Source organism: Pseudarthrobacter sp. NPDC080039 (genome assembly GCF_040702335.1).
Taxonomy (GTDB): Bacteria; Actinomycetota; Actinomycetes; order Actinomycetales; family Micrococcaceae; genus Arthrobacter; species Arthrobacter enclensis_A.
The window spans coordinates 1-18,881 of the sequence record NZ_JBFBKY010000009.1 but is presented as its reverse complement, the minus strand read 5'-3'; the positions used below and the strand labels follow the sequence as shown (position 1 = coordinate 18,881).

The window sequence follows — 18,881 nt, the reverse complement described above, 5'->3', positions numbered from 1 at the left end:
CGAAAGATTGTTTCAATGGCTCACACTGCAACACCTCCCGAAACCGATCTTGCCTCCGAACTGCGCGCGGATGTCCGGCGTGTCTCCACCCTGCTGGGAGAGTCCCTGGTCCGCCAGCACGGTCCGGAACTCCTTGACCTTGTAGAGCAGGTCCGGCTCCTGACGAAGGAATCCAAGGAAGCTGCCCGCGGCGGCGCGCATGCCACGGGCCCCTGGAGCGCGCACGACGTCGTTGCCCAGGTCCGCGAACTCCTCGGCTCCCTGCCCATCGAGCAGGCAACCGACCTGGTGCGTGCCTTTGCGTTCTATTTCCACCTCGCCAACGCCGCCGAACAGGTCCACCGCGTCCGCGGCCTGCGCACCCGCGCCGAGAAGGACGGCTGGCTGGCCAAAACCGTGGCGGACATCGCCGCCCAGGCCGGCCCGGACGTGCTGCAGGAAGTGGTCAACGGCCTGGATGTCCGCCCCATTTTCACCGCGCACCCCACCGAAGCTTCCCGCCGGTCGGTCCTGGACAAGATCCGCAAGCTTTCCGATGTCCTGTCCCAGCCGTCGGCCGAGGGATCCACGGCGCGGCGTCGCCAGGACCGGCAGCTGGCCGAAATCATCGACCAGATGTGGCAGACCGATGAGCTGCGGCAGGTCCGGCCCACCCCCGTGGACGAGGCCCGGAACGCCATCTACTACCTGGGCGGCATCCTCACCGACGCCATGCCGCAAATGCTGTCCGAGCTCTCCGAGCTGCTGGGCGAGCACGGCGTCACCCTGGCCTCCAAGGACGCCCCCATCCGGTTCGGCTCCTGGATCGGCGGCGACCGCGACGGCAACCCGAACGTCACCGCCGCCGTGACGCGGGAAATCCTGCAGATCCAGAACCAGAACGCCATCCGGATCAGCATCGGAATGATCGACGAGCTGATCTCCATCCTGTCCAACTCCACCGCCCTCGCCGGTGCGGACGAGTCGCTTCTGAAGTCCATTGACGAAGACCTCAAGAAGCTGCCCGGCCTGGACAAGCGGGTCCTGGAGCTGAACGCGCAGGAGCCCTACCGGCTGAAGCTCACCTGCATCAAGGCAAAGCTCATCAACACCGGCAAGCGGGTTGCGGTGAACTCCAACCACGAGCATGGCCGCGACTACAGCGGGACCGACGAACTCCTGGCGGACCTGCACCTGCTGGAACTCTCGCTCCGCAACCACTCCGCAGCACTGGCCGCGGACGGCTCCCTGGCCCGGGTGCGGCGCGCCATCGCATCGTTCGGCCTGCACCTCGCCACCCTGGACATCCGCGAACACGCAGACCACCACCACGATGCCGTGGGCCAGCTGATGGACAGGATCGGCGGTCCAGGACTGCGCTACGCCGAGCTGAGCCGCCGGGAACGTTTCGAGGTGCTCGGCTCCGAGCTCGCCTCCCGCCGTCCGCTGTCCGGCCACCCGATCAAGCTCGACGGCGCCGCGGACGGCACGTACGACGTCTTCCGTGAAATCCGCCGGGCGCTGCGCATGTACGGCCCCGATGTCATCGAGACCTACATCATCTCCATGACCCGCGGCGCCGACGACGTGCTCGCGGCGGCCGTGCTGGCCCGCGAAGCCGGCCTCATCAACCTGTTCGGCGACAAGCCCTACGCCAAGCTCGGGTTCGCGCCGCTGCTGGAGACGGTGGAGGAGCTCCGTGCCTCCGCCGAGATCATTGACCAGCTGCTGTCCGATCCCTCCTACCGCGAACTGGTGCGGCTGCGCGGGGACGTACAGGAAGTCATGCTGGGCTACTCGGACTCCAACAAGGAATCCGGCGTGATGACCAGCCAGTGGGAGATCCACAAGACCCAGCGCAAGCTGCGCGACGTTGCCGCCAAGCACGGCGTGCGCGTCCGCCTGTTCCACGGCCGCGGCGGGTCCGTGGGCCGCGGCGGCGGGCCCACCTACGACGCCATCCTGGCCCAGCCCAACGGCGTCCTGGAAGGCGAGATCAAATTCACCGAGCAGGGTGAGGTCATCTCGGACAAGTACTCCCTGCCCGAACTCGCCCGGGAAAACCTGGAGCTGTCGCTGGCCGCGGTGCTCCAGGGGTCGGCCCTGCACCGGGACCCGCGGACCTCCGAGGACCAGCGCGAGCGCTACGGCCACGTCATGGAGGCCATCTCCGATGCCGCCTTCGACCGGTACCGGAAGCTGATCGACCACCCGGACCTGCCCGCCTACTTCATGGCCTCCACACCGGTGGAGCAGCTCGGTTCACTGAACATCGGCTCGCGCCCGTCCAAGCGACCCGACTCGGGGGCGGGACTGGGTGGCCTGCGCGCCATCCCCTGGGTGTTCGGCTGGACCCAGTCCCGCCAAATCGTGCCAGGCTGGTTCGGCGTCGGCTCAGGCCTGAAGGCAGCCCGCGAGGCCGGACACTCCGCCCAGCTGGTGGAAATGATGGACCACTGGCACTTCTTCCGCTCCGTGCTGTCCAACGTGGAAATGACCCTGGCCAAGACGGACATGGACATCGCCGGCTACTACGTGTCCACCCTGGTCCCCGAGGAGCTGCACCACCTGTTCCGCACCATCCGGGAAGAGTATGAACTCACGGTGGCCGAGGTCCGCAAGCTCACCGGCGAGAACATCCTCCTGGACGCGCAGCCAACTTTGAAGCGCTCCCTGGAGATCCGGGACCAGTACCTGGACCCCATCAGCTACCTGCAGGTCGAACTCCTTCGCCGCATCCGCACTGAAGCCGGCATCAGCGGCGCGGAAATCGACGAACGCCTCCAGCGCGCCATGCTCATCACTGTCAACGGCGTGGCGGCCGGCCTCCGCAACACCGGCTAATTCATCCTGTTGCCCTATCACTTATGGTCCCTAACAGGCGCTGTTAGGGACCATAAGTGATGGCGCATCGCGGTTTGGATAGGGTTGGGGGCATGCCTTCCTTCCAGACCCGCCTCAAGATCACCGGGCTGCGGCCGGGCAATCCGCCGGAAGCCGTCATGGACACTGCGGTGGAGGTGTTGGGCACCCGGCACCACGTGGAGGCGCACCAGCTCCAGATCGCCGGCGGCGTGCCGCAGCTGAACCTGCGCTTCCTCGTCGAAGCCAGCGAGTACAGCGGTGAGAACCGGCAGGCGGTGGAATCGGCAGCAATGATGCGCGACGCCGTCGAGCGCGTTGCGCTGACGGGGACCCTCAGCGTGCTGCGGCGCAGCCGCGGCAAGTGGCTGCCAATCTAACCTGCGTCCGGGATGGGCTCATCCTCCACCGGGGAGCGGTCGCCGCGGCGCCGGGTGACAAGGACGCCCACCACCGCGCCGATCACGAGCCCCACGGCCACGCCGATCAGGGAGCTGGCCCAGAACGGCAACTTGGTGGTCGAGCCTGTGAAGTAGCCCAGCCCCACCAGCCAGCACGCCCACAGCACAGCCCCCAGCCCGGCGCACAAGCTGAAGCCGGGCACGGAGACGTTGGCGATGCCGGACGCCGCCGAGGTGGCAAGCCGGCCACCGGGAATGAAACGGGCGCCGATGATGGTCCCGTAGGTGGACGAGCGTCCCGCCTTGGCCAGGGCCGCATGGATCCCGGCATGGACCCGGCGTCCCCACTTCCAACGGTCCAGGACATGGCTCAGCCGCCGACGGAACAGGTGGAAAACCACCATGTCGCCCAGCCAGGACGCCAGGGCCGCGAGCACCAGCACAAGGAAGACGTTGGCCTTGCCGTCCGCGGAGAGCGCGCCGCCGGTAATCACCACCATTTCGGACGGGATGGGCGGGAAGATGGCGTCGCCGATGACCAGCGGGATGACCCAGAAATAGAGGGCCACCCCCCAGCTGTCAACGCTGCCGAAGTCCATTGCCACAAGGTACCGCACTTGGGAAACTGGCGGCATGCGGATCACGGTTCTGCACGGTGACATTACGCAGCGGCGGGTGGATGCGGTAGTAAACGCCGCAAACGCGTCGCTGCTTGGTGGCGGGGGAGTGGACGGGGCGCTGCACAGGGCCGCCGGGCCGGAGCTGCTGGCTGCGTGCCGGGAGCTGCGCGCCACCGGGCTGCCGCACGGACTCCAGACGGGGGCGGCGGTGGCAACACCCGCTTTCGGGCTGCCGGCCCGCTGGGTGATCCATACGGTGGGCCCCAATCGCCATGCGGGACAGACCAACCGCGCGCTCCTGGTGTCCTGTTTCAGCGAAAGCCTGCGGCTGGCCGACAGTCTGGGCGCGCAGGATGTGGCCTTTCCCGCGGTGGGCGGCGGGGCCTACGGGTGGAGTGCCATGCATGTGGCGCAGGCAGCGCTCGACGCCGTGACGGGCTTCCGGGTCTCGCATCCGGCCAGCGGGCTGGAGCTGGTGGAGTTCGTGCTGCATACCGCAGAGATGGAGGCAGTGTTCAGGGACGTGCTCGGTCCGCTTCGCTGAGTTCCAGGCTGCTGCGGTACTCCACGGGCTTTCCCGAAATCGGGTCGATGAACCGGATGCCCCGGGCCAGCAGCTGGAGCGGTTTGCCATAGTCGTCCGGGGCTTTGTCCAGCAGGTCAGGGTAAAAGGCGTCGTTCACGATTCCCAGGCCCAGCGAGGCCATGTGGACCCGCAGCTGGTGGGTCTTGCCGGTATGGGGTTCCAGCCGGTACCTGGCGAGGCGCTGCCCCGCACCCCCGGCGCCGGTGTCGATTGCACCGGTACCGTTGGCACCTGCCGGTGCGCCGCCGTCGAACGTTTCCAGCCGCTCAATCCTGGTTTCCGCGTTCGACTCACCGTCCACCACCTCGGCCAGCAGATAGCTGCGGGACTTGGTCATCCGGTTCCGGACCACAACGGGAAAGTCGACGGCGGGGTATCCCGGCGCAGGCTCGGCGGCTGAGACGCATTCGTATTCCTTCTGCACCTGCCGCTTCTCGAACAGGACCTGGTACTTGCCGCGCGTCTGCGGGTTGGTGGACAAGAGCAGTACCCCGGCGGTCATGCGGTCCAGCCGGTGCATGGGGATCAGGTCCGGCAGGTCCAGCTGCTTCCGCAGGCGCACCAGGGCCGATTCCTGGATGTATGTTCCGCCAGGCGTTGTGGGCAGGAAATGCGGTTTGTCCACCACCAGCAGGTGCTCATCCCGGTGCAGGATGCGGAGCTCGACCGGCAGCCGGGTCTCCGCCGGCAGTGTGCGGTAGTACCAGATGAAGGTGTGCTCCTGCAGCGGAGTGCTGCGGTCAAGGGGGATGCCGCCCTCGCCAACGATCTCGCCGGCGTCGAACCTGTCCTCGATGCCTTGCGGATCAATGTGGCCCCAGCGGTGCATCATGTAGTCCATCGCGGTGTCCCACGGCCCCTCATCCGGAAGCCGCAGCCGGGTGGCGTTGACGCCGTCGCGGACGGGGAGGGGGGATTGCATCACCGGTCCATTCTACCGGCGCTGCATCGGGCGCCTCCCGTCAGCGGGAACCGGCGCTAACCGACGATAAAAAAGTTCTTGACAATAAAAGTTGTCGGTATGCAGACTGGAAGCATGCAGGACATCGTAGTGATCGAGGACCCGGCCGCCGCTGAGGTAACGCTGGACCCCATCCGCACCCGGATCCTGCGCGAGCTGGTCCAGCCGGCTTCGGCCACACAGCTGGCCGTGCGCGTCGGCCTGCCGCGGCAGAAGGTCAACTACCACCTCAAGGCGCTGGAGCGGCACGGGCTGGTGGAACTCGTGGAAGAGCGGCGCAAGGGCAATGTGACCGAACGGGTCCTGCAGGCCACGGCGGCCTCCTACCTCATCTCACCTGCGGCGCTGGCGGCAGTGTCTCCCGACCCGCGGCGGTTCGCGGACCGGTTCTCGGCCTTTTGGCTGCTGGCGCTCGCGGGCCGGATGGTCCAGGAGGTGGGCAAGCTCATCGCCGGCGCCGCCGCTGCCCGGCAGAAGCTGGCCACCTTCGCCATCGACGGCGACATCACCTTCCGCACGGCCGCCGACCGGGCCGCGTTCGCCGAGGAGCTCGGCGTGGAAATCACCCGGCTGGTGGACAAATACCACGACGGCGTCCCGTCCGCAGGCGCGCGGCGGCACCGGCTCGTGGTGGCGCTGCATCCGGCCCTCAAGGAAACCAGCGCCCCCACGGCAACCAAGGAATCAGCACCAGGCAAGGAGCAGGACACATGAGCGACAAGCGAAACTTTGAGATCGTCTACGACACCGAGCTGCCCGGCACTCCGGAGCGGGTATGGGAGGCCGTGACCAACGGAACGCCCGCCTGGATGTTCCCCACTGACCAGTGGCCGGCCGTCAGGACGATGGAGGAGTACCCCACCCACCTGGTGTCGCGGATGGAGGGGCCGGACGGCTGGTTCAACCAGTTGGAGCACGTCCTGGAGCCGTTGAACGGCGGCCGCGCCCGGCTCCACTACGTCCACAGCGGGATCTTCGCGGACAACTGGGACCAGCAATACGACGGCGCCAGCCGCCACACCGCGTTCTACCTGCACACCCTGGGTCAATACCTGAAGTACTTTGACGGCCGGCCTGTGGTGTTCACCGACGTCCAGGCTCCTGCCGCTTCCCAGGCTCCGGACGGTTTCACGCGGCTGCGGGAGGCGCTGGGTGCCGGCTCTGCCGGTGAAGATGCCACGGTTGATGTGGAGCTCGACGGCGTGGGGCGGCTGACGGGCGTCGTGGACTTCTCGAACGGGCACTTCCTGGGGCTGCGCACCGCGGACGCGTTGTACCGGTTCTTCGGCCGCAACGCTTTCGGTGCTCCCGTGGGCATGACGGTGCACGATTTCAGCGGCTCCGGGGACTCCGAAACCACGGCCAAGGCCTGGGGCGGCTTCCTGGAGCGCGTGTACGCGTAGGTTTCCCTTCCCGTTTCGCGCCCCACTCGCCGGAACGCTGCGGGCCCGCCGTATTTTTCCGGCGGGTACGGACCGTTCCGGCGTTTTCGGCGTTTTCGATGGCGGCCGGTCAGGCGATGGCGACGGCGGGCGCCCGGGTCAGTGAGCGCCGGAGCTGGGGTGCGGCGTCCAGCTTGTCCTGGGCCGCCCGGAGTGCCAGGACCGCCGTCTCCAGCTTGTCCGGCGGGAGGGTGAAGGGCAGCCGCAGGTTGCGTTCGAACGCCCCGCCAATCCCGAACCGGGGTCCGGCCGCAAGCCTGATGCCGAAGTCCGGCGCCAGCACGGTCAGCGCCGTACTGATGGGACCGGGGAGCCGGCACCATACGGAAAGACCGCCGGCGGGCTGCGTGGTCGCCCATGTGGGCAGATGCTCGGCCAAAAGACTGAGCAGGACTGACCGGCTGCCGCGCAGCCTGCTGAGCAGAGCGGGAAGTGGTTCCTCCCAGGCCCGGACCAGATGGGCTGCGGCCAGCTGCTCCATGACGGGTCCGCCCAGGTCCAGGGTGGTGCGCGCAGCGGCAAACCTCTGGATCATGGACTCCGAAGCCCGGATCCAGCCGGTGCGCAGGCCGCCCCAATGCGACTTGCTCAGCGATCCGATGGACACCACGGAACTGCTGAAGCCAGCCAGTGGAGTGGTGGCAACGCCGTCGAGGTTTAGGTCGCGGAGAGTCTCGTCCGCCACCAGGACGGTTCCGGCCGCGGCGGCAGCCCGGGCCAGCCGCCGGCGCTGGGCGTCAGGCATGATCATGCCCGTGGGGTTGTGGAAATCCGGAACCATGTAGGCGAGCCTGGGCTGCTGCTGGGCCAGTGCGGACTCCACCGCGGTCAGGTCCCAGCCCGAATCGGTGAAGGGCACAGGAACGGGGCGGCACCTTGCAGCACGGACCGCGTCCAGTGCGTGGGGGTAGCTGGGGTGTTCCACCAGGACCCGGTCCTGCCGGTCCGTCAGCGTGCGGATGATGATGGTCAGCGCATGCTGGGCACCGGAGGTCACCATAATCTGTTCCGGCTGCGTTGGTACCCCGGCGGCTGAATACCGGTCCGCGATCGCCTGGCGCAACGGCGGCAGCCCCAGGGCGTCGTAGCCAAACCCCGGCAGGAGGGCCGGGAGTTCGGTCAGGGCGGAGGCAAAGGCCCGGTGCACCACCTCGCCGCTGGCGGGGAGCGCCGAGTAGGCGAGGTCGATGAGTCCGCCGGGTGCGGAGAGGCCTGGTGCTGCGGGGGACCCGGCGCCCGATGGCTGGGGGCCGAACAGCGCGGGGCCGAACGGGGTCAGTTGCGGGATGCGGGTCCTGCCGCGGCTGCCCTGGCCGCTGCTCAGGAAGCCCTGGTCCCGCAGGCTGGAGTACGCCCCGGTGACGGTGGTCCGGCTGACCCCCAGCGCGGTGCACAAGGAACGCTCGCTGGGCAGTGCCGTATCCAGCGGGATGCGGCCGTCGAGGATGAGGAGCCGCACCACGTCGGCCAGTTCCCGGTAAGCAGCCCCGGTTCCGCTGTTCCAGGGGCCAAGGAGGCGTGACAAAGCGAGGGCGGTAAGACTGGTGGCCATGTAGCCAGTATTTCAGACTGGATATGTAATTGGATGCCAGTTGGCTGGAAGCATGGTTGCATGATGACCCGCAGACTGATCCAGCTCTTCACCGGCCTCGCTATGTACGGCCTCTCCCTGGCCATGTTCATCCGCGCCGGCCTGGGCCTGGATCCGTGGGACGTCTTCCACCAGGGACTGGCCAACCGGTCCGGGCTGAGCATCGGCCTGGTGGTCATCATCGTGAGTTTCCTGGTGTTGCTGCTCTGGATCCCCCTGCGGCAGATGCCTGGCTTCGGAACCCTCTGCAACGCCATCCTGGTGGGGGTCTTCGCGGACGTCGGACTGGCACTGCTCCCGCCGGTGTCCCACCTGGCCCTGCAGATTGTGCTCCTCGCGGGCGCAGTGCTGGTAAACGCCATCGCCTCGGCCTGCTACATCGGCGCCGGCTTTGGACCCGGCGCCCGCGACGGGCTGATGACCGGCCTGGCCCGGCGCACGGGATGGTCGGTCAGGTTGTCGCGCACGCTCATCGAGGTGACGGTCCTGGCCGCCGGCTGGCTGCTGGGAGGGTCGGTGGGCGTGGGAACGGTGGTCTACGCTGTGGCGATCGGCCCCCTGGTACACATCCTGCTGCCGCGCTTCATCGTGCAGGCTGCAGCTCAGAAGACCACAAACGAGTCCGCTCCCGCCACGTGCTAAGGCACATGCATCCCGGATCTCAGGACGGCGCCGGCTGGCATTTCGGGCAGAAGTAGATGTCCCGTTCCTCCTCGCCGTTCGGCTTGCCCAGCAGCCCGCGCTGGATGGGAGTGCCGCATTTCAGGCATGGCTGGCGTTCCCTGCCGTAGACCCAGTAGCCCGGCCGGCCTGCCATCCTGCCTACCGGCATGCCCCGTGCGTTGAGGATGGTGACGCGGCGTCCCGGACCAAGGTTGACCTCCAGGAGTTGCTTGGCGTCTGTCATCATGGTCCTGACGTCAGCGACCCCGGACACCGGGGTTGCGGGATGGACGCCGGACAGGAAGCACGCTTCGCAGCGGTAGATGTTGCCGATGCCGGCGAGGTTCCGCTGGTCCAGCAGCGCCACGCCCACCGGGACCTCGGGGTTGGCCCTGACGCGCCGTTCCGCCTCGTCCAGATCCCAGTCCGGGCCCAAAAGGTCCGGGCCAAGGAAGCCGACGATTGAGTCTTCGTTGGCTGTTGCCACCACTTCCACAATGCCAAGGGAAAAGCCGACGGCGTCAGCAGCGGCCGTGCGCAGCACGCACCGGGCGGTGAAGCCCGGCTTGCGCCATCGGCCGCCGGGCGGATACACCTGCCAGGCGCCCTCCATCTTCAGGTGCGAGTGGATGGTCAGTCGTTTGTCCTCCGGGCTGACCACCCGCATGAGCAGGTGCTTGCCCCGGGGGACTACCTCGGCCACGGTCCACCCGGCCAGGTTCAGCGTGGCAAACCGGGGCACCCTGAAATCGGAGGCAGTCAGGGTCTGCCCTGCCAAAGCCTCGTGCAGTTGGTGCGCTGCCCGCCAGACGGAATCACCCTCAGGCACGGATCCTCAGTCCCTTCGGGGTGGAGTAGGCGCCGGCTGAGCTGAGCGCTGCGGCCACAGGTGTGTCCAGGATGCCGTGCCCGTTGACCTTCTCCATGATCAGCTTGTCCACAGCCCCGCGGGTGACAACACCCACCAGTGCCGCCCCTGCCGCTGCCAGGACGGCTTCGTCATCACTGAAGGCCAGCAGCGTCTTTCCTCCGCGCTCCACGTAAAGGACCAGCGCGCCGTCCACCAGCACAACCAGCGCACCAGCTTTCCGCCCGGGCCGCTGGCCCGTACCCGCGTCGTCCTGCTGGGCGGGCCAAGGGAGGGCCGCCCCATAGGGGTTGGCAGGATCGGTTGCTGCCAGCGCGAGTGCCACCGGTTCGGCCTTCGCCAGCTGCGTGTCCTCTGAGTAGGAACGGAGCCGGTCCACGGTGGCGGGAACGGCGAACTGGGCGGCTCCAAGGTGCTCGATGAAGTACCCGCGGCGGCACCTTCCGGCTTCCTCCAACCGGGCCAGGACCTTGTACATGAGCCCGAAACCGCCCAGGATCTGCTCTGCCATGACCGAGCCCCTGGTGACCACGCCGTAACGGTCCAGCAGTAGTTCGGCGGTGGCGCGGGCGTGGATGGTGGGATCGAGCTCAGGTTCCGGAAGGGCGGACCAGCGTCCGGCCGCTGTGGGAGGCGTGGCCGCACCCTGCGTCCCGTACCGGCCGCCCGCGAGCCCGGGGGAGCCCATCAGCCCGGTGCCGTGGGAGCGGCCCAACCGGCTCAGCCGCGGTGCCCTGGCGCGCGGCGCGCGGGCCACCTGCCGGTGCGCCGTGTGGCCGCCGGCAATCAGCGCCCGGACCGGCGCGAAGGTGTCCCCGGTGATCCTGCCGGCCCACGCGAGGTCCCACAGGGCAGTCACCACCTCCTGGTCGCTGAGTACCGAATTCATTCCGCCGGCCACTTCGGTCAGCTGACGGAAGAAATACCCGCCGCCGTTGTTCCGCAGGTGGTCAAGGAGCCGCTGGCCGGCGTCCCCCGGTTCGAACTCGGGCGACGGGTTAAGCGTCAGTTCCACCGAGTCGGCCAGGTGGAGGCTGATCCAGCCGTCGTTGCCGGGCAGTGCGCCGGCGCCGGACCAGAGAACCTCGCCGGCGGCCATGAGCTCATCCAGCATGGCGGGCTGGTAGTTGGATACCCGGGTGGCCAGCACCAGGGGCTCCCACGCCGAGGCGGGGACCGGGATACCGGAGAGCTGGTCGACCGCGGTGATGATGCCGTCCAGCCCCCGCAGCGACGGCTGGCCGCGGCCGCCGCCGGGAGTCCGGACGTGCTGCCATGCGGGCAGGAAGCGTCCGTAGGCGGCGGCGTCCACGGGTTCCACTTCCGCGCGAAGGGCGGCGAGGGAACGACGGCGGAGCTTGCGCAGCACCTCGGCGTCACACCATTCGCTGGCGATGGTGTGCGGAACATCAGATGCGGGGACCACGGCTGGGGACGCCAGCCCATCTGTTGGTTCTTCTTCGGCGGCCGGAGCTTCCGCGGCCAGGGCTTCGACGGGCTGGGCCTGGACGGGGTGCCCGGCTTCTTGCGGGCCCGGCTCCGCCAGCGCAGCATCGGCCGGTGTGGAATCCAGTGCTGGTGCCTCGGGCTGGGTCACGTGGGGCCGGAACTCGCCTTCCACCACGCGGCCGTCCGCTGCCAGGCGTTTCAGGGCGGTGCCCACCACCGCCACGCCAAGGCCCAGGCGGCCTGCCGCCTCCGCAGCAGTGAAGGGCCCGTGTGTACGTGCATACCGGGAGACGAGGTCGCCGAGGGGGTCCGCGACCGGTTCGATGAAGGCCAGAGGCACGCCCATGGGCAGTGGGACGCCGATGGCGTCGCGCAGCCTTGCTGCGTCCTCCACGGCGGCGAAGCGTTCCACTCCACCTATGTTGACCTTTATGGCGCGGTTGGCGCGCTGAAGGGAAGCCAGGTGGGCTGCCGCTTCCGCAACCGTGGCGCTGGCTGCGGTTTCGACGGGCTCAACCACCTTGGTGGCTTCGCTTTCCGCCCGCTCAATCACCGGGGTGCCCTCGAGCCGGGCTGCCGCTTCCTCCGGGGCGAGCGGTCCGAGCAGCCGCAGGAGGTCGGCAATGCCTTCCATTCCACGGGCCCGACGGTCCGGGGCAAGGCGCTGCAGCTCGCGTTCGGTGTCTTCGATGACCTTGGCGTCCAGGAGTTCGCGCAGCTCCACCCTGCCCAGCAGCTCGTTGAGGAGCGTGGAGTCCAGGGCCAGGGCGGCGGCGCGCCGTTCCGCGAGGGGGGAATCGCCCTCGTAGAGGAACTGGGCCACGTATCCGAACAAAAGGGATTTGGCGAACGGCGACGGCTGCTGGGTGGTGGTCTGCACGATCCGCAGTTCGCGACGCTCAACCGATGCGGCAATGTCCTTCAATGCGGGAAGATCGTAGACGTCCTGCAGGCATTCGCGAACCGTTTCCAGCACGATGGGGAATGTGGGGTACTTCCTGGCCACGTCCAGCAGCTGCGCCGACCGCTGCCGCTGCTGCCACAGTGGCTGGCGCTTGCCGGGTGTCTGCCGGGGCAGCAGGAGTGCGCGGGCGGCGCACTCCCGGAAACGCGAAGCGAACAGGGCGCTGCCGCCCACCTCGGCCGTGACAATCTGCTCCAGTTCCTCGGGATCGAAGAGGAACAGCTCGGCGCCCGGTGGTTCGTCCTCCATCATGGGCACCCGCAGCACGATGCCGTCGTCGGCCGCCATGGCCGAGCCGTCCAGCCCGTAGCGCTGGTGGAGCCGCTGCCCCACGGCGAGGGCCCAGGGCGCGTGCACAGGCATGCCGAACGGGCTGTGCAGGATGACCCGCCAGTCGCCCAGTTCGTCGTGGAACCGCTCCACCACCAGCGTGGTGTCGCTGGGCACCACTTCCGTGGCCTGCTTCTGCTCGGTGAGGTACTGGATGAGGTTGTTGGCGGCGAAGTCGTCCAGGCCGCTGGCCTTGCAGCGCTCGGTGGCCGGCCCGGCGTCGGACGCCGAGAGTTCACGGACGAACGCACCCAGTGCGCGGCCCAGGTCCACCGGGCGCCCCAGTGAATCGCCCTTCCAGAAGGGCAGCTTGCCGGGCTGGCCGAACGCGGGGGATACCAGGACGCGGTCGTGGGTGATGTCCTCGATCTTCCAGCTGGTGGCACCGAGGGCAAAGACGTCGCCCACCCGGGATTCGTAAACCATTTCCTCATCGAGCTCGCCAACCCGGCGGCCGCCCTTGGGCGCACGCGGCGGCTTTCCGTCCTCGGACGGTGAGGCAGAACCTTCCTGTTCGGTGCCGATGATGTACACGCCGAACAGGCCGCGGTCCGGGATGGTCCCGCCGGACGTGACTGCCAGGCGCTGGGCTCCGGGCCTGCCCTCGATGGTGCCCGCATTGCGGTCCCAGATGATCCGGGGCCTCAGCTCGGCGAATTCGTCGGACGGGTACCGTCCCGCCAGCAGGTCAAGGGTGGCTTCAAAGGCCGAGCGGGGGAGTGACGCAAACGGTGCCGAGCGCCGGACGGTACTGAACCATTCCTCCACGTCAATGCTGCCCAGCGCGGTTGCCGCGACGGTCTGCTGGGCCAGGATGTCCAGCGGATTGGCAGGAATACTGAGCCTCTCGATCTTGCCGTCCAGCATCCGCTCCACGGTGATGGCGGTGTGGACCAGGTCTGCCCGGTGTTTGGGGAAGAGGACGCCCTGGGAGACTTCACCCACCTGGTGACCGGCCCGGCCCACCCGCTGCAGCCCGCTGGCCACGGACGGCGGCGATTCCACCTGCACCACCAGGTCAACGGCGCCCATGTCGATGCCCAGTTCCAGTGAGGACGTGGCCACCACGCACCGCAGCCGGCCGGACTTGAGGTCGTCCTCGATGAGGGCGCGCTGGTCCTTGGACACTGAACCGTGGTGGGCGCGGGCCAGCACGGGGTCAGCCCCGGCTGAGCTTCCCGCCTGGGCCATCATGTGTGCGGGCGTGGCGGTTGAGGAGGGAACGCCCGACGCCGGTCCCCCCGGCGTGCCTGCCCCACCCGGCTGCCCTTCCGGGGCGTGGTCATCCCAGCCGCCGCCCACGGCAACCAGTTGGCGTTCGGCGTAGATCTCGTTGAGCCGGGCGGTTAGGCGTTCGGCCAGCCGGCGGGAATTCGCGAAAACAATGGTGGACTGGTTGGCCAGCACCAGGTCAACGATCTTCTCTTCCACATGGGGCCAGATGGACGCCTGCGGCTGGAGCCCGGATGCCGGGCCGGAGTCGAAGGCGCCGGCAGCGGCCTGCAGGTCCGACATGTCCTCCACCGGCACGGATACCGTGAGGTCCCAGTTCTTCCTTGCCGGGGGCGCCACGATCTCCACGGGGGCCGAACCGGCAAGGAACTGGGCCACGAGTTCCTTGGGCTCCACCGTGGCCGAAAGCCCGATGCGCTGTGCGGGTTTGGGCAGCAGGGCATCCAGCCGTTCGAGGGAGACGGCGAGGTGCGCCCCGCGCTTGGTCCCGGCCACGGCATGGACCTCGTCGATGATGATGGTATCCACGTCGGTGAGGGTCTCGCGCGCCTTCGAGGTCAGCATGAGGAACAGCGACTCGGGGGTGGTGATGAGGATGTCCGGCGGGCTGCTGAGGAGGGTGCGCCGATCTGCGGCGGGAGTATCGCCGGACCGGACACCAACGGTAATGAGCGGTGCGGGAAGTCCCAGCCGCTTGGCCGTTTGCGTGATGCCGATCAGGGGTGCCCGCAGGTTCCGTTCCACGTCCACGCCCAGGGCCTTCAGGGGTGAAATGTAGAGGACGCGCGTCTTCCTCTTGGGCGCCCGGATGCGCTTGCCTTTGGGCGGCGCAGTGTCAGCGGATTCCGGTGCTTTCGGCGCGGACGCCAGGAGCCGGTCCAGGGCCCAGAGGAAGGCTGCGAGCGTCTTTCCTGAACCGGTGGGGGCTACCACCAGCGCATGCGAACCCGAGGAGATGGCGTTCCAGGCCCCTGCCTGCGCAGGCGTTGGCTCGGAAAATGCCCCCAGGAACCATTCCCGGGTGGGCCGGCTGAACCGGCCCATGGGCGCGGCCGCGCCGGAAGCAGCACTGCCGGCAGGACCCTGTTCCTGGTTCATGCCTCCATCATGCACCAAGGCACCGACACCCTCTCCTACAGGGGCTCCACGTTCCGCCGGAAGCCGAATTCGGCCGAAACCGGGCGTACTCCATGCCGCAGGCTTCCGGCCTGGATGAGGCTTGCCCAGTCAGCTCGAACCTCCGGCAGGTCCCTGGTGGCCGGACTTCCGAGCAACTTGCCCTCATTGGTGGACCGGGAGCTGTGCAGCGCCAACAGAACTGAAGGCGGCCCGGCTTAACAGCTGGGACGCCTTGAGTCCTTGAGGAGTGGGTGCCTTATGTTACGAGGGCTGGAACGCTCCGATGGAGAGCAGGGCGATGTCCGCGTTGCTGCAGGCCGTGGTGGGCTGCGGAATGAACAGCGAGTCCGTGTCCTCCGGCGGGTAGATCCGGTATCCGGCGGCATCCACGGGTGAGCAACCCTGGTAGTTACGTGCCTGCGTGTAGCGCAGCACCGCTGTGCCGGTCTGGCCAGGGGCCAGCAGGACATCCACCACGCCCGCGGATTCATCCCGTGTGGCGGGTGCGCCGATTGGGGCGCCGGCGGCGTCCGCCACCAGCGAGACGCCGGGGAAGCCCCGAAGGATGCAGGGCTCGGTGCCGCTGTTGGTGAGGTTCAGCTTCATGTAGACGCTGCCCGCCGCGCCGCCGCCGGATGGGTCGGTGGCTGCGGTGAGCCCGGCTGCTTTGCACAGCCCTGGTGCGCCGGCCGCCGTGGTGCCCGGGGCAGGCGAGGCCGGGGTGGACGTGGCTGGCGCCGGAGACGTTGGCGCCGGCGTGGACGTCGATGCCGAGGCGGAGGCGGAGGGGCTGGCCTGGCCGCCGGGCGAGGACGTGGTCTGGGACTGCGGCTGGCTCGGACCGCACGCGGTGAGCATCAGCGCTGCTGCCGCAGCCGCCGTCGTCATAACGAAACCCTGGCAAATTTTGTGAGACCTCATGGCATTACCTTCGCTGTACCCGTTGCCCGCGTCAACGACGCCACATGCAATGGCAGCAATTTGATGCCCGGATCGTGATGATCCGGGCATCAAAAGTGGGGCACGGGATTCCGATGGCTCCTCAGTCCGTCTCCGGACCGGTGCAGTAGTGGCAATCCTCCGGGCAGTCGGTCATGCCGGCACCCCTGCCAGTTCGAAGCCGTCTGCGACATGGAACATGCGCCGGGCACCGGCGGCAGCGGTCACCCACACCACGTCGCCGTCCTCCGTCCTGGCGTCCACCAGGCCGCCGAAGACATTGCGTCCATTGATCCTGATCTCCACTGCGTCGCCGATGTCGACGGCGTCCCAGCGGAGGGGGCTGTTGGCGGGGGGTCTTGCGCGGTTCGTCGTTGAAGTCACGGTTAGTCCTTTGAAAGGGGCCTGTCCGGAGCGGCCCTTGCAGCTCCGGTGCTGCCATCAAACAGGTGGGCCAGGGGTCGGCTCAATGGCGGAATGGCCACGGGTGCGGATACTTCTTTGTGCAGCGCTCCAGTTGGGGCCGGTGACGCTGCTGACGGGCAGGGTTAGACTGCCTGCGTACGTGTTGGCGATCGAAGGAGAAGTTCATGGACTACACCGGAAGCCAGTCGGAAAAGGCGGTCCCCGCCGGCGAACTGGGACGCAGCCACATAGGGCAGACCATCAGCTTCCAGCCCAACGAATTCACCGTGGTCTTCGGCAAGCTTGCCGGCATTGCCCGGACTGAGGCCATGGTCTACCTGTCCCTGACGGGGGTGGGGAACGGCACGCACCTCAAGGATGAATACGACCTTCCGGTGACCCATGAGGTCTACGTTCCGGTGGACGTCATTTCCAACGCCGAGTCCACCATCAAGGACTTATTCGGCAAGGTCCAGGAAAACCTCCGCGGGGGAGTCCACAAGGGTCCAGACCGAACCGACCAGGTGTAGCGGACAAGCCAAACGGGAAGGCCGGCACATCCGTGCCGGTCTTCCCGTTTGTGCTAGTACGCCTTGACCCGCTGCTCCACCACGAGGTGGATGAGCGCAAACACGCCGTCGCCGTCGATGGCCGCCAGCGCGGCATCCAGGGCAGCGGGCACGTCACTGTCCGCTGTGACGGTGATTCCGAAACCGCCGAAAGCCCTGGCCATCAACGCAAAATCCGGGTTCTTCAACTGCGTTCCGGAGACGCGCTGCGGGTAGTGCCTCTCCTGGTGTGTCCGGATGGTGCCGTACTCCTGGTTGTCCATGACCACCACCAGGGGCGTTGCACCATACTGCGCGGCGGTGGCGAGTTCCTGCCCGTTCATGAGGAATTCGCCGTCCCCCGCGATGGTCACCACGCGGCGTCCGGGCTCGGCCAGCGATGCGGCGATCGCGGACGGCACCGAGTACCCCATGGAGCCGTTGCGGGCGCTGATCATGGAGGCGTAGCGGCGGGTGGGGAAATACCGGTGTGCCCAGTTGGTGTGTTCGCCCGCCCCGAACGTGACCATCGCATCCCCGGGGAGACGCGGCACGAGGTTGGCCATCAGGGTGTCCATCCTCGCCGGGCCGGGAGCGGGCTCGGCCGGAGGGAGCGCCGCGAAGCTTTCCTGCTCGGCCCGCATCCTTGCCGTCCAGGCCTTCCACTCCTCCTTGACCGGCAGGTCGATGTCCTCAAGGCCCCGGACGAAGGCGTCCGGTTTGGCCAGGATCTGCCGTGACACCGGCCCGGACCGCCCGCGCAGCGACGGGTCCACCGTGACCAGGAAGTTCTTCTTGCTCCAGTCCTGCCGGCACACGAACCCGTCGGTGATCACATCTCCGGGCACCGTCCCGACAAACACCAGGAGGTCCGTCTCCTCAAGGAGGTCATACGTGGGCCTGGGCCGGCCGTATCCGATGGGACCCACGTAGGACGGCGAGTCGAAGGACACCGTCCCCTGCGTGCGCCATTCGGCCGCGGCCGGGATGTGGTGCCGCTCCAGCCAGGGCGTGAGCTGTTCGGCCGCCTCCTGCGTCCAGTCGTTGCCGCCCGTGACGAAGAGCGGCTTGCTGGATTCGGCCAGGGCAGCCTTCAGTGCCGCGGAATCGGTGCCGCTCATGCCGCCTGCCGCCACCGGTATTGGGGGGTGCAGTGCGGGACTGATCCGCTGCCGGATGACGTCCTCGGGCAGGCCGACAACCACGGGGCCGGGCCGTCCGCTCATCGCGGCGAACATGGCTTCGGCCACGATTTCGGAGGCGCGTTCCGGATGGTCCAGGACCATGACGCGCTTGGCACCGGTATCGAACCAGGACTTGATGTCGAATTCCTGGAACGCCTCCCGGTCCCGGTGGGCAAACGGGATCAGGCCCACGAAGAGCAGCATGGGGGTGGAGTCCTGCCAGGCGGTATGGAGTCCCACATGCGCGTTCGCGGCGCCGGGCCCCCGGGTGACCATTGCGACGCCCGGGCGCTGCTGCATCTTGCCGTCCGCCTCCGCCATGTACGCGGCCCCGCCCTCATGCCGGCACACGATGGTTTCGATGTCGGACTGGTGCAGGCCGTCCAGCACGTCGAGGAAGCTCTCGCCGGGAACCACGTAGGTGCGCTCCACGCCGTGGGCCACCAGCGAATCGACAATGACGTGCCCGGCGGATTTCAGGGCGGGTACCACGGGGTCCCGGTGGCCGACGACGGCGGCGGGCTGGGTAGGGGATGCGGTCAGGGTGGGCTGCGGTTCTGGTGTCATGGTCTTTCTTAGCTCGGAGGGTGGCGGAAGAGGCTGGTCAGGAGATGGGCGTCCGGTTGGCGATCACGGGTGCTTTTCCGGTGAAGCCTTCGCGGGTTTCGGCGATTTCGCGGATGCGGTGGCGGCAGGCGTACCAGCCGATGACCATGAGGATGGAGGCGATGGCGGTG

At 68.0% G+C, this 18,881-nt stretch carries 15 protein-coding genes; 7 read left to right on the top strand and 8 right to left on the bottom strand.

From position 1 onward, the window contains the following. Positions 1-15 precede the first annotated feature (15 nt). A complete protein-coding gene (gene ppc / locus AB0313_RS11975) occupies positions 16-2,823 on the top strand; it encodes a phosphoenolpyruvate carboxylase (RefSeq protein ID WP_141943859.1) in 2,808 nt (935 codons plus the stop codon). A gap of 92 nt (positions 2,824-2,915) precedes the next feature. Further along, on the top strand, positions 2,916-3,221 hold the full coding sequence (locus AB0313_RS11970) for a hypothetical protein (protein WP_141943857.1): 306 nt from the start codon (positions 2,916-2,918) through the stop codon (positions 3,219-3,221). Here the strand turns inward: AB0313_RS11970 and AB0313_RS11965 are convergent. Next, on the bottom strand, positions 3,218-3,877 hold the full coding sequence (locus AB0313_RS11965; RefSeq protein ID WP_366305715.1) for a DedA family protein: 660 nt from the start codon (positions 3,875-3,877) through the stop codon (positions 3,218-3,220). The two genes, AB0313_RS11970 and AB0313_RS11965, sit on opposite strands and share 4 nt — an antisense overlap. Between AB0313_RS11965 and AB0313_RS11960 the strand changes: the two genes are divergently transcribed. Then, positions 3,876-4,406 (top strand): O-acetyl-ADP-ribose deacetylase, encoded by a 531-nt coding sequence (locus tag AB0313_RS11960; protein ID WP_141943853.1) that lies wholly within the window; start codon positions 3,876-3,878, stop codon positions 4,404-4,406. The two genes, AB0313_RS11965 and AB0313_RS11960, sit on opposite strands and share 2 nt — an antisense overlap. On the opposite strand, the gene AB0313_RS11955 is transcribed toward AB0313_RS11960, so the two are convergent. Next, positions 4,378-5,370, bottom strand: coding sequence for an RluA family pseudouridine synthase (locus tag AB0313_RS11955; protein WP_366305854.1), 993 nt, complete (start codon positions 5,368-5,370; stop codon positions 4,378-4,380). The two genes, AB0313_RS11960 and AB0313_RS11955, sit on opposite strands and share 29 nt — an antisense overlap. A 114-nt stretch (positions 5,371-5,484) precedes the next feature. Here AB0313_RS11955 and AB0313_RS11950 point away from each other — a divergent pair, with 114 nt between their 5' ends. Further along, positions 5,485-6,123 carry a helix-turn-helix domain-containing protein gene (locus AB0313_RS11950; RefSeq protein WP_366305852.1) on the top strand — a complete coding sequence of 213 codons (639 nt, stop codon included), beginning with the start codon at positions 5,485-5,487 and terminating at the stop codon, positions 6,121-6,123. Beyond that, on the top strand, positions 6,120-6,812 hold the full coding sequence (locus AB0313_RS11945; protein ID WP_366305713.1) for an SRPBCC domain-containing protein: 693 nt from the start codon (positions 6,120-6,122) through the stop codon (positions 6,810-6,812). The genes AB0313_RS11950 and AB0313_RS11945 overlap by 4 nt, the downstream gene beginning before the upstream one ends. A gap of 109 nt (positions 6,813-6,921) precedes the next feature. Here AB0313_RS11945 and AB0313_RS11940 read toward each other — a convergent pair whose 3' ends face one another. Then, complete coding sequence (locus tag AB0313_RS11940; RefSeq protein WP_366305711.1) at positions 6,922-8,403, bottom strand: PLP-dependent aminotransferase family protein; 1,482 nt, start codon at positions 8,401-8,403, stop codon at positions 6,922-6,924. Between the two features lie 60 nt (positions 8,404-8,463). Between AB0313_RS11940 and AB0313_RS11935 the strand changes: the two genes are divergently transcribed. Further along, positions 8,464-9,084 carry a hypothetical protein gene (locus AB0313_RS11935; protein ID WP_366305709.1) on the top strand — a complete coding sequence of 207 codons (621 nt, stop codon included), beginning with the start codon at positions 8,464-8,466 and terminating at the stop codon, positions 9,082-9,084. A gap of 19 nt (positions 9,085-9,103) precedes the next feature. On the opposite strand, the gene AB0313_RS11930 is transcribed toward AB0313_RS11935, so the two are convergent. The 4 genes from AB0313_RS11930 to AB0313_RS11915 all read right to left on the bottom strand — a co-directional run bounded on the left by AB0313_RS11930 (position 9,104) and on the right by AB0313_RS11915 (position 16,391). Continuing rightward, the gene (locus AB0313_RS11930; RefSeq protein WP_366305708.1) at positions 9,104-9,934 is read right to left on the bottom strand and encodes a DNA-formamidopyrimidine glycosylase family protein; all 831 of its coding nucleotides are present in this window, start codon (positions 9,932-9,934) and stop codon (positions 9,104-9,106) included. After that, positions 9,927-15,047 carry an ATP-dependent helicase gene (locus AB0313_RS11925; protein ID WP_366305706.1) on the bottom strand — a complete coding sequence of 1,707 codons (5,121 nt, stop codon included), beginning with the start codon at positions 15,045-15,047 and terminating at the stop codon, positions 9,927-9,929. Before AB0313_RS11925 ends, AB0313_RS11930 begins: the two co-directional genes overlap by 8 nt. A 282-nt stretch (positions 15,048-15,329) precedes the next feature. Continuing rightward, positions 15,330-15,989 carry a DUF4232 domain-containing protein gene (locus AB0313_RS11920; RefSeq protein ID WP_366305704.1) on the bottom strand — a complete coding sequence of 220 codons (660 nt, stop codon included), beginning with the start codon at positions 15,987-15,989 and terminating at the stop codon, positions 15,330-15,332. A 171-nt stretch (positions 15,990-16,160) separates the two neighbouring features. Further along, positions 16,161-16,391 (bottom strand): hypothetical protein, encoded by a 231-nt coding sequence (locus AB0313_RS11915; RefSeq protein WP_307307378.1) that lies wholly within the window; start codon positions 16,389-16,391, stop codon positions 16,161-16,163. A gap of 206 nt (positions 16,392-16,597) precedes the next feature. Between AB0313_RS11915 and AB0313_RS11910 the strand changes: the two genes are divergently transcribed. Further along, positions 16,598-16,942: a hypothetical protein gene (locus AB0313_RS11910; RefSeq protein WP_307307376.1), complete on the top strand. Its 345-nt coding sequence runs from the start codon at positions 16,598-16,600 to the stop codon at positions 16,940-16,942. Positions 16,943-16,995: 53 nt separating this feature from the next. On the opposite strand, the gene AB0313_RS11905 is transcribed toward AB0313_RS11910, so the two are convergent. Continuing rightward, positions 16,996-18,711, bottom strand: a complete 1,716-nt coding sequence (locus AB0313_RS11905; RefSeq protein WP_366305701.1) for a thiamine pyrophosphate-dependent enzyme — start codon at positions 18,709-18,711, stop codon at positions 16,996-16,998. Positions 18,712-18,881 lie beyond the last annotated feature (170 nt).